Origin of the sequence: Symmachiella dynata (assembly GCF_007747995.1) — a bacterium.
Lineage (GTDB): Bacteria > Planctomycetota > Planctomycetia > Planctomycetales > Planctomycetaceae > Symmachiella > Symmachiella dynata.
Map to the genome: position 1 here is coordinate 5,515,563 of NZ_CP036276.1, position 11,499 is coordinate 5,527,061.

Annotated in this window: 7 protein-coding genes; 5 read left to right on the forward strand and 2 right to left on the reverse strand. The window is 54.9% G+C overall.

Annotated features, from left to right (window positions below; all coding sequences use genetic code 11):
* Positions 1 to 57: 57 nt before the first annotated feature.
* Complete coding sequence (locus Mal52_RS20835; RefSeq protein ID WP_145378444.1) at positions 58 to 240, reverse strand: hypothetical protein; 183 nt, start codon at positions 238 to 240, stop codon at positions 58 to 60.
* A 209-nt stretch (positions 241 to 449) separates the two neighbouring features.
* Between Mal52_RS20835 and Mal52_RS20840 the strand changes: the two genes are divergently transcribed.
* Both Mal52_RS20840 and Mal52_RS20845 read left to right on the forward strand, forming a co-directional pair.
* Entirely contained in the window at positions 450 to 3,485 is a 3,036-nt protein-coding gene (locus Mal52_RS20840) for a serine/threonine-protein kinase (protein ID WP_145378445.1), read from the forward strand.
* A 127-nt stretch (positions 3,486 to 3,612) separates the two neighbouring features.
* Positions 3,613 to 4,548, forward strand: coding sequence for a GNAT family N-acetyltransferase (locus Mal52_RS20845; protein WP_145378446.1), 936 nt, complete (start codon positions 3,613 to 3,615; stop codon positions 4,546 to 4,548).
* Positions 4,549 to 4,703: 155 nt separating this feature from the next.
* On the opposite strand, the gene Mal52_RS20850 is transcribed toward Mal52_RS20845, so the two are convergent.
* Positions 4,704 to 5,747 (reverse strand): tRNA dihydrouridine synthase, encoded by a 1,044-nt coding sequence (locus Mal52_RS20850; protein ID WP_145378447.1) that lies wholly within the window; start codon positions 5,745 to 5,747, stop codon positions 4,704 to 4,706.
* A gap of 695 nt (positions 5,748 to 6,442) precedes the next feature.
* On the opposite strand from Mal52_RS20850, the gene Mal52_RS20855 reads away from it, so the two are divergent.
* The 3 genes from Mal52_RS20855 (at position 6,443) to Mal52_RS20865 (ending at position 11,478) form a co-directional block, all read left to right on the forward strand.
* On the forward strand, positions 6,443 to 8,629 hold the full coding sequence (locus Mal52_RS20855; RefSeq protein ID WP_145378448.1) for a redoxin domain-containing protein: 2,187 nt from the start codon (positions 6,443 to 6,445) through the stop codon (positions 8,627 to 8,629).
* A 341-nt stretch (positions 8,630 to 8,970) separates the two neighbouring features.
* The gene (locus Mal52_RS20860) at positions 8,971 to 9,855 is read left to right on the forward strand and encodes a UbiA-like polyprenyltransferase (protein ID WP_145378449.1); all 885 of its coding nucleotides are present in this window, start codon (positions 8,971 to 8,973) and stop codon (positions 9,853 to 9,855) included.
* A 39-nt stretch (positions 9,856 to 9,894) separates the two neighbouring features.
* Positions 9,895 to 11,478 carry a hypothetical protein gene (locus tag Mal52_RS20865; protein ID WP_145378450.1) on the forward strand — a complete coding sequence of 528 codons (1,584 nt, stop codon included), beginning with the start codon at positions 9,895 to 9,897 and terminating at the stop codon, positions 11,476 to 11,478.
* Positions 11,479 to 11,499: the final 21 nt, after the last annotated feature.

Here is an 11,499-nt window from a genome sequence, read left to right on the forward strand (position 1 = left end):
CACCGGCAATGTGAACGTTAGATGAACTTTCGTTAACACGCGCTGGCCCTTCGAAGTTCACCCTTTTTCCAGACTGTGCTCAATGGCTTCTAGTCGCGCTGAAATTTGCCGCAGATAGTCAATGATCACCGCATGCGTGTATTTTGCATCAATACCCACCGGAGAATCCGGGCTACTCAGTTTTTCAATCAGGCTGTCAAAATCAGATTTCGGTTTGGACAATGGATCGGAAGTGTTCATTTTTCTGCCTTGTCGTAAGTACCTGTCGGCTGTGGTAAACCCTTGAACTATCGGATTTAGGGGATTGCGACTCGGAATTCAACGGGGACACCCAGCGCTGCCAAAATGGCGTTGCCAATACCTAGGTCAGCGGGTAACTTTAGTATGGTGTGGGCTGACACGACTAGGAATGCTCCTGGTGATCTTGGACTGAAATAAGAGGAGCGTCGGTGAAGGAACCTCACTCACACGTTGGCTCAGCAGACGATTCATTATTTGATCAGATTGCAGATGAGATCACCGACCGGTTCAGCCGGGGCGAAACGCTAGACGTTGAAGAATTCGTCACTCGTTATCCGCAATTTGAGGAGGTCATCCGCCAGCTATTTCCGGCATTGGCCGCATTGGCCTCGCCTGAGTCAACCCAGTTTCGTGACGACGATCATCCTGAATCGACCGAAAAGATCATTGGCGATTTTCGTCTGATCCGCCAAATTGGCCGCGGCGGCATGGGGATCGTTTACGAGGCTCAACAAATCTCCTTGCAGAGACGGGTGGCACTCAAGATCCTGCCATTTGCAGCGGTCCTCGACCCGCGTCAATTGCAGCGATTCAAAATCGAAGCACAGGCCGCCGCTGGACTGCATCATCCGCACATTGTGCCGGTCCATTCTGTCGGAACCGATCGCGGCGTGCACTATTATGCGATGCAATACGTCGACGGACAAGATTTAGCAACGGTCCTCAAGCAGTTGCGACTCTCCTTGGTCGACGGCCAAATCGCCGAGCTCCCGGCAGTCACACGCGTCAAAAATGCTGGTTCATCGCAGGAAGCTGCGAAGTGTGAGATGATCCTCGATCCACAGGCCGGTGGAACCTCGTTTGACACGCAGGCGCACGAAGCAGAGACGGCAGCGCGCGTGGTCGAAACAAATCGCATTCAATGTCACACGACACAATCGCTGGCTGATCGTCACAACCGCTTTCGTACGATCGCTGAGTTGGGCATTCAGGCGGCCGAGGCATTAGATTATGCACATCAACGGGGAATCATTCATCGCGACATCAAACCGTCGAATCTGTTGATCGACGGAGAGGGAGTGCTTTGGATCACGGATTTTGGCTTGGCCCAAATGGAATCTGAAGGCAACCTCACCATGACGGGTGACTTCATTGGGACGCTACAATACATGAGTCCCGAACAGGCACTGGGACATCACGAATTGGTCGATCAGCGGACCGACATCTATGCACTTGGGGTCACGCTTTATGAATTGCTGACCTGTCAGCCAATGCTCCCCATGGCAGATAAAGCTGTCATGCTTAAAAATATTGCTGTGGAAGAACCGCCGCTGCCCAGCAGTTTCGATCGCACGGTTCCAGCTGACTTGGAGACGATCGTCCTCAAAGCAACGGCAAAAGACCCCGCGGCACGGTATGCTTCAGCAGGAGCGTTGGCCGATGATTTGCGACACTACCTGGAACTACGGCCCATCCTCGCAAAACGGCCGGGGGTTTGGGATCGATTTGCCAAGTGGTCGCGACGGAATAACACGCTCGTCTCATCCATAGCTGCGATCTTGCTGATGGCAGTAGTTGCGCTTTCCCTCAGCATGTTTTTTGTGGCCCGTGCCTATCAAGCAGAGTCGAAGCAACGGAAAATTGCCGAGCGGCAATCACGTCGCGCCGACGACAATCTCACGCACGCCCTGAAGGCTGTCAACGAAATGCTCACCGAGGTCGCCTCGGATGAAATAGTCGACGTTCCACAAATGGCAACCGTCCGGCGGGAGTTATTGCAAAAGGCGGTCAACTTTTTAGAGCACTTGTCAGCTGCCGAGGGGGACGTCCCAACCGTACATTACGAAACAGCAAGAGCCTACGTGAAAATCACCAACATTCACGAAGCATTGGGCGAATTCGAACAAGCTGAGCAGACCGGCAAGCGTGCGATCGCGATGCTCAAAAAGTTGATCGCCGCAAATCCACGAAATGCCGTCTACCGCGACACGCTGACTGAAGCATATGGATACCTGGGGACATCCTATTTCCAACGTCGGCCGACATATATGGATGATGCACTGGCCACCTGTAAATTGCGGCTGGATGAAACTCAGAGTCTGGTGGAGGATTTCCCAGGCGAACTTCGATTTCGTCGTCGTTTCGCAGAAGTTAATACCGACATGGGCAATTTCCACTGGGAAGCCCAGCATCAACATGAAGCGGAAATCTATCTGCGCAAGGCGGTGCGTATTTGGAACGAGATAAAGTCTGAGTATCCCAACGCCGCCGATGGACCGGACGAAGCGCATTGTCGCCAATGGTTGGGAACGATGTTGCTGCGCACGTTACACTTTGATGAAGCCGAACTGGAGCTGTTGTTCGCAAATCGTGTCTATGAGCAATTGGTGCAAGACCAACCCAATAACACGGATATCCGCGGGCGACTCGCCCAGAATCGGTCCTATTTGGGGCAGCTTTATTTTCGACAAGGGGACTACAACCGCTCCGGTGAATTTCGGCGAAAAGCGACTCAATTGCGGGAATTGCTCGCCGAGGAATTCCCCAACGTTTACGAGCATAAGCGTCGCTTGGCGATCTGCTATGAAAATCTGATTTTAACGCTTGGAAGAGAACAGAAGTTTGATGAAGCCCGCGTGCAAATGGAAAAACAGCGAATATTGCGCCGGGATATTTCGATACGCTTTCCGCAACTCCCTGGAAAACCAGGGGGAATCGGCTGGGGACCCTGTGACTTGGCGACAATGATGTATGACACAGGCCATATCGATCTTGCGCGGCAATATTTTTCTCAAGCCTTGCAAGACTTTGAAACGGACGTGGAACATTTCCCACAACATTTTAAAGCACAACATTGGCTGTCGTGGTTACTCGTAAGATGTCCGATCAGCGAACTTCGTGATCCGCACAAAGCGCTTCCGCTTGCAAAACAAGCCACCCTGACGAGGCCTGACGATGGCGATGCCATGTGCGTGTTGGGCGTGGCGGAATATCGCTGTGGCCAGGTTGAACAAGCCGTCACCACATTGAATCGAGCGATCGAACTATCTAATAACGACGCCGCGGTCGTCGCCCAATACGTACTCGCCATGATCGACTGGGAACAAGATCGTCGCGACGAAGCGGTTCGCCGGTTCTCTGAGACTGCAACTCTCAAGTCCGCGGCGCTAGAGCACGATCCGACTCTGAAGTGGATGCACGACGAAGCAGCCCTGCTCTTAGACCTGACGACCAACGGCAAATGATGTCGACAGCCATACGCGCAGCATCGCGCCGCAAAATCATCGCTACCATTGTGCGCGACCGGTCAGATCGTCAACATACTATCGTGTTCACAACAATTTTCCTGTTATTCAGCTTTGATTAGGCACTATGACCGACACACTCGACGTCCATCCCGCCTCGCCCGATGAAGTCGTTGTTGCCCACCGCAATGTTTACGATATCTGGAGCAAAGGCCGTTCACTCGAAGAACATATTCAATACCGCCTCAATGCCGATCCGCACCGTCGGGCGACATGGTTTGTGGGCTGCGCCGGCAGGCATGTTGCAACTTCGCTGGGAAGCTATCCCGTCGAGTTTCAAGTGCGTGGCGAAACAATTCCCGGTTTTGCAATCGGGTCAGTCTACACCTGCGGCGAATATCGTGGCAAAGGCTACGCGGCAAAGCTGATTGAAGGGGTCGAGCAGCAACTCGCCGAGCGCGGTATGCGGTTGTCAATTCTTTATTCCGACATCGCCGCCGAATATTACGCCGCAATGGGCTATCGACTCTGCCCCGCCTCGGCCGGTTGGCGTTATCTCTCCACGGTCACCAAGTCGAACACCGACGAGATTTTGACCGAATTCCAGGAAGCCGACGACTTCGCCGCGATGTCGGCCATGTACCACGACTACCATGGAGCGACACCGTTTTCGATTCGCCGCAGCGACGACTATTGGCGGGCGATGTCCAGCAAGTTTCCCGAGGACCGCTTTTTCTGGTTGAAAGCCGAAGACGGATCGAACCGCGGCTACGTCCGTTTGACTCCGGATCCCCACGGCTGGCGCATCCTAGATTACGCCTGTGCGGACCAAACCAATGAATCGTTGTCGGCATTGTACCAAGCCGTACTGTCCCTGACTGCCGGATGGGACGTCGATCGCTGCGGGGGTTGGTTGCCGAACAATCCGATCACAAACGATCTCTTCGAAGTGAAGGACCGCAAATCAGAAATCACGATGATCAAATCGCTCGACCCAGCGCTGGTGATCGACGACGAAATCATCGCCGCCGCTGATCGTTTCTGTGAAATGGATCACGTGTAGGCGGGGAGACGGGGAGGCTTAAGGCGTGAGGTGACAGGCCTGAGGGCTGGTTGATGCAGGTCGGTTAAACTGCTGTGAGCCTTATAGAGATTGATCGATTTCCCTTCGACTTCTCAACGGCCAACCCTCACGCCTGTCGCCTCAAGCCTCAAACCTTATCCCACTTCATCGACCACCGGTAAGCAGCCGGGTAAGTCTTCGGCGTACCAAGTCTCGAGGACGTCTTGCCATTGTTCGTCACTACGCGCCACGGCGAAGGCGTTGCGCACCTGTTCGCCCTGGGGATGCAGCCGGGCGTATTTGATGCCGAATTTGCGCATCACGCCGCACGCGCGGTGCGGATCGTAGATTTCATGCGCCAATGCAAAATGTTCGCGGATCATATCCCGTTGTTCAAACACTGTTGGCGGAGGCAGTTCACGGCCGGCAAACAGGGCCCGGGCCTGCGCGAAGACCCACGGGTTTCCGATTGCCCCCCGCGCGACGGTTACGCCATCGACACCGGTGTACTGCATCATTTCCAAACAGGCGGCGGCGGAGAATAGATCACCGCTCCCCAGCACCACACGCGGGCCGGCATGTGTTTTTAATTCGCGGAGAAATTCCCAACGGCTCGGTCCGTCATAACGCTGCATCACCGTCCGGCCATGCACGGTGATGGCAGCGACGCCAATTTCATAGGCGGCATCGAAGATCTCGTAAAACTTGTCGCGACTTTCCGCTGAATCGTCGATCCCCCGTCGCATCTTGACCGTCACCGGAATCGCATCCGGGACTGCATCACGCACACGCTGCATGATTTCGATCGCTGTCGCCGGTTGGCTGAGATGAAAACCGCCGCGACAACGGCCGAGCACTTTTTTCACCGGACATCCAAAGTTGATGTCGATCACGTCAAAACCCGCTTCGACAAGCCGCACCGCCGCCGGACCAAACTGCTCTGGCTCCGCCCCCATCAACTGGCCGCCGACAGGATGTTCCTCAGCGGAAATCATCAAATGATGCCGCGTCTTCTCGCGGTTTTTGAGCGACGTGATAAACCGATCCAACATCACTTCACAAATCGTATACGGCGCCCCGCACCTCCGGGCGATCACACGCATTGGCCAATCGCTATACCCCGAAAGCGCCGCCTGCACGACCGGAAAGTCGAGCGCCAGCGGGCCAATTCGTAACGGTGAAGTCAACGTCTTGGTCATGCAAACATATCGCCAACTAATAGATTCCCAAACCGACGGCTTTGCCGTCGTTCACAGTTCTCCGGTCGCAACGCAAGCTACGCCAGTTGCCCCTGCCCTTCATTCTTCTTCAGCGCGCGTCCGCAATACTAGCCAGCACCTCGAATAAAACCCAATCCAAGACCTCGACCCATTCAACCACGACAACTAGAAACACCCCATTCGCCCCAGCTTGACTGTGTCTGGGCAATTCAGAACCGCCTCGTACGGTGGACAGGATTGCACCTATTTCGCAGTTTTGGGAAAATACAAAAACCTTTCCGGCTGTTGCTTGACGATTGGCCCGCGAAACCAAATCATGGACGCCAGTAATTACCCCTAGGGCGCGGCACAGACCATTCGCGGTCATCGCGTCCACTGAAATTCGATCGTTCCCTGACTTAAGCTCGTAATCGACTGGGAACATCTTGGCGTAGCGGTTGTGGCATTTCAAGCATATGCCGTGCGGCGGACCAATTCTAAGTTCGCTGAATCGAACGCCCCCAAAATTATCATTGTTGTGCTCAAGTTGTTGCTATTGGCGAACATCAAGACAGAGCGTCACGGCAGACCCACTGAACAGATTTTGTACTCAGGCAAGTTTGTAAACCTTTCGTGTTCACAAGCCGCCCCATGCAGAGTTTGCTCTCAGCACCAGACTAACAAGGAGAGTCTCTTTGTCCAAGACGTCCCCCTACTGCATCGTCAGCCGGTTATTCGTTTATTCAATTCTCGTATTTGCTACATCGAGTCATTTCGCCGTCGCCGCTGACAGCCAGCCTACCGACATGACGGATGACATGGCGCAGCTGGATATACAAGTCGGTTTAGAACCGGGAAACATTGCTCCCACATTCACAGCGACCGATTTGGATGGCAAGACCATCGACCTCCAAAAAATCGCCGGCGAATCGAAGTACATTCTGCTCGATTTCTGGGCCTCTTATTGCGGACCGTGCCGGGCGGAATTCCCGCACTTGCGGAAACTCAATGCGGATTACAAAGATCGCGGTTTACAGATTATCGGCGTCTGTTCCGATACCGATCGCGACACGGCAGCGCGAGCGGCTGAACAAGCTGAGCTGAACTACCCGCATGTGTATCATGCGGATCAGGCCCAACAATCGGTCACCACTCTGTATCAAGTAACGGGCATTCCCCAGACGTATATTTTAGATAGCAACTTGCGCGTCGTCGCCAAGGGCTTGCGGGGATCGTCACTCGAACACCGGATCGAAGAACTGTTCCTCGACGCCGATCTGGCGAACCTCAAGCCCAACGATCAAGTGGTTGTCGCTAAGGACAAAGCACCGCTCAAAGTGATCAACGATGTGCTGGCCGAACTCCCCAAAGGGCAACAACTCAAAGTGGTGTCGACCCAAGGAGATTGGATTTGGACCTATGTCGATCGAGATGGCAAGCGAACCAAAGGTTGGATCAACGCCAAGCTGATTGCCCTGGCCAATGATTCCGAAAGTCCCGCGCAAGCCAAAGATGAAGCGCTGGACGGTCATATGAGCGGCAGCAAGGCGGATTCTGCTGGCAACAATGTGCTGCTGACTTCTGAGCAAGGTTCCAGTGAAGGGAAAGTGAAACCGGCGAAATTAGAATCCCCCGCGCCGCCCGCCCCTGCCACTCCCGAACCGGCCGATTGGGAATTACAAAATCCGGATGAAATGCCACGGCTGTTTGAATTTGCCGGGACACGTAATTTGAAATCTGACCTGACCGATGAAGCGGTCGGTGAAATTGGCCGCTTCAAACTCACGGGAACCGATATGACCTGCGCGGCGGTTGCTCCCGACGGACGCTTTGTCGTTTCGGGTGGGAATGACTCCGTGATTCGCTTGTGGGATGCGGTCACCGGTCGGGAAATCCGACAATTCAAAGGACACGAAGCCAAGATTTTAACGTTGGCTTTCTCAGCGGACGGACAGCACATTCTGTCGGGAAGCACCGATGCCAGCGTACGGTTGTGGGATGTGGAGTCGGGCAGCCAACTGCATTCTTATACGGGCCATGAATCGGATGTGATCAGCGTTGCGTTTGCGCCGGGGGGACGTTTTGCGACGTCGACCGGTCGGGACAATACATTGCGGATGTGGAAGTTACCCGCCGCAACCATGCACACCCAATCCGAGAACGTCCCGGCCGATCATATTGTCCGGCGACTCATTGTGGATGAGCCTAAACAGATCACTGCTGCCCAGGTCGACCCCAAGACCCTCGATGGCGAAGTGAAGCTCAACGCGGCCGGTCATATTGTGGCAATCGATTTTCGGACGTCGCGTGCCAACAACGCCACGTTGAAACAACTTTGCGATTTGAAACATTTGGAAACTCTCTATATCTACGGTCCAAACATCACCGATGCCGGTTTGGAGTCGCTGCGCGGCCTGACGCAACTGAAGCATCTCTGGTTGACGGCCACGAACATCACCGATGCCGGGATGCGTTCACTGAGCGGTCTAGGTCAATTAGAAAGCCTCGTCCTCTCGCATTGCGATGGCGTGAGCGATGCCGGATTGGCTCACATCGAGAAATTGACCACGCTCAAAGACTTGTGGCTCAATGAAACGCATGTGACCGACCGCGGCTTAAAGCACCTCGCTGGGATGACGGATCTGGAAATGCTGGTCCTGCCCGGAAACGACGGCATCACCGATGACGGGTTGAAGCACCTCAGCAAATTGACCAACCTACGGGACCTGTGGCTCAACGGCGCGAACGTCAGCGACAAAGGTTTAACACTTGTGGCTCAGTTGGACCGGCTGCAATTTGTCGACGCCGGCCAAACACAAATCACAGCCATGGGTGCCCGGCAATTCCAACAGCAATTGCCGTCATGCGACTTGGAGTACTAATTCCCGATAGCGACCGGCAGCCTGCCGGTTGTGCTCTCGCTGAGAAGAACATAGAGAGCGCTGAATGGATGTACGAATCTGTCGTACTGCATAGAACCAGAGACGTCTGGGTGGCTGGGGACGGACGAAGTCCGCCCCCAGTTTCTAAGGCGTAGGGACGTCAAACGACCTGGGGCGAGCGAATGCTCGACCCCAGCCACACAGAGACTGACATTTTTCGCTAGTCTGTGCCCTACGGCACTGTGCGGGTGAGAATTGCGTGTTGAGTCGACGCGCAGTTAATTGGCTCGTTAGAATCACGGTTTCTCTGAATAACCAGCCACCGTGTTCGACGGACTGATATGCCGACTCGCATTCGACAACTTCTGGAGATGATCCGCTTTAGCCATACGCTGTTTGCGCTGCCCTTTGCGCTGTTGGCAGCGGGGATGGCGTGGTGGAAGAATAGCCAAGAGGGCATCCCCTTTCGCTGGCAGGACCTAGCGGGCATTTTGTTGTGCATGGTGTTCGCGCGGTCGGCGGCGATGGCCTTTAATCGGCTGGCGGACCGGAAAATCGATGCGGACAATCCTCGCACGGCCGGTCGGCATTTGCCCGCCGGGTTATTGTCGTTGCCAACCGTCGTGACTTTCACGGTCATCTGTGGCGTGGGGTTTGTAGCTTCGACGCTGCTATTTCTGCCCAACCGTTTGCCGCTGTTGCTCTCGCTGCCGGTGTTAGCGTTTTTGTGCGGCTACTCCTATGCGAAACGCTTTACCGCTTGGTGCCATTACTGGTTGTCCGCCGCATTAATGCTTTCGCCGATTGCCGCTTGGATCGCCATTCGCGGCAACGTCGAATGGCCGCCGGTACTATTGGGGCTGGTCGTATTTTTCTGGGTCGGCGGCTTCGACATTATCTACGCTTGCCAGGATACCGACTTCGATCGCGACCGGCGTTTGCACAGCCTTCCCGCGCGGTTGGGAATCCCAGCGGCGTTAAGACTGGCGATGCTCAGCCATGTGCTGATGGTGGTCTGCCTGTTCGGACTATGGTACGTTGCCGAGTTGGGGCCGGTGTTTTTCGTCGGAGCCTGCTTGGTTGCCGTCTTATTGGCCTATGAACATTGGTTGGTCCGCCCCGATGATCTGACACGGGTGAACATTGCTTTTTTTCAAGTCAACATCATCATCAGCATGGGGTTGTTGGTCGTGGGCCTCGCCGATTTGTGGTGGACGGCACACTAGCGCTCCTACGAGTCCTTCTATCACGGAGCATGACGTCCTATGTCACACGGAACCCTCTCGGCCAGCCAGTCGCAATCACAACTATCGACACCGCCCATCCCAATTTGGGTGGGCCTGCTAGGCGTTCTCTGTGCTGCGATGGCCGGGGGCATGGCTTGGGGCATTCGCGGGCAGTATGGACATGAATCGGGAGCAATGATTGCCGGCGCGCTGGTCGGCTTTACGTTGATCCTGTTTTTTGCTCCGCATATTACCAACCTCACGGGTGCCCGCGCGGTCGCCATGATGACGGTCGCTGTCGGCATCGGTGGGTCGATGACTTACGGCCAAACTGTCGGACTGACGCACGATGGCCCGCTGGTTGGCCATTGGGGGGCGCTGCGGTGGGGTCTGTTGGGGTTGTTCATCAAAGGGGGTATTTGGATTGCCATTGCCGCTACGTTTTTTGGCATGGGACTGGGAGGCAAGCGTTACCGCTGGTGGGAAATCGGTCTGCTGATGCCGGCGCTGATCTGCCTGATGTTTTTGGGCATCTGGGTGTTGAATACACCGTTTGATCCGGAAACGAAACAATTGCCTGCGCTTTATTTTTCAGACAGTTGGTTCTTTGAACCGGAACCAGAAGTTCTGCCCGATGGTTATCAACCGCTCAAGCCCCGCTTTGAAATGTGGGGCGGACTGTTGTTCGCTTGGATCGGGCTGACCGCTTATGTCAGCTTTATCCGCCACGATAAATTGGCGCGCAATTTGGCGCTGATCGGTTTTGTCGCCGGGGGCCTGGGATTTTCCGGCGGGCAATGCGTGCAAGCCTATCACGCATGGAATCCCGAAACCTTCCAAACCGAGATTTGGAGCACGATGCACATCAATTGGTGGAACATGATGGAGACCTCGTTCGGGTTGATCTTCGGCACAATTCTCGCCATCGGCGTCTGGTTCAATCGACACTTGATCTCCTCCGGCTCACAGTCTGACGAAGTGACCATTGCGCCGCCATGGGAAATCACATTGTGTGTGATTCATATCATCCTGCTCGTAGCGGCGGAGTTCTGGCCGCTGCCGAAGCAGATTTTCTGGCTGAGCCAAATCTATATCCAATGGGGACTGGTGATGTCGACGATTCCGCTGATCGGCATTGTCGGCGGACGGTATTGGCCCTACCTGATGACGCTCCCGGTGCTCACAATTCCGATCGCCGGCAAAACGATGAGGGGGTTGGCCTATGCAGGAGAGCCAACCATTTCCGTGGGATTCGGAGCGCTGGTGCTGATGGCGATTCCGATCGGCATTGCCACGATCGCAGCTGCGTTTTTGATTTCTGCGCAATTGCGCCGCCAATCGGTCCGGGCGATGGCCGCCTGGGGATTGTTGGTCACCTCGTGGCTGTTTTACGGACTCAACTGTGCGTTCTTTCATTTCGGCTGGCCCTGGAACTATTTGCTCCAATGGCCCCCGCAATTCGTAGCAATGATCGATTTCGTCCGCGACCGCAGCCAATGGGACGGCCGCACGCACAGCGGATTGATCTTTGCCTTGTTCGTGAGTTGTTTGACCGTGGCGTCGCTATGGGGTTTGGTATCGGCCTGGCGGCAGAAGAACGACCGAATTGTGGAAGAGGCGTGACGGTTCGCCAGATCGTCCATG

What these genes read in the sequence shown, in the direction of transcription:
- Mal52_RS20835 (WP_145378444.1), bottom strand. Translation starts at nt 240, where the DNA reads ATGAACACTTCCGATCCATTGTCCAAACCGAAATCTGATTTTGACAGC.
- Mal52_RS20845 (WP_145378446.1), top strand. Translation starts at nt 3,613, where the DNA reads ATGACCGACACACTCGACGTCCATCCCGCCTCGCCCGATGAAGTCGTT.
- Mal52_RS20865 (WP_145378450.1), top strand. Translation starts at nt 9,895, where the DNA reads ATGTCACACGGAACCCTCTCGGCCAGCCAGTCGCAATCACAACTATCG.
- Mal52_RS20850 (WP_145378447.1), bottom strand. Translation starts at nt 5,747, where the DNA reads ATGACCAAGACGTTGACTTCACCGTTACGAATTGGCCCGCTGGCGCTC.
- Mal52_RS20860 (WP_145378449.1), top strand. Translation starts at nt 8,971, where the DNA reads ATGCCGACTCGCATTCGACAACTTCTGGAGATGATCCGCTTTAGCCAT.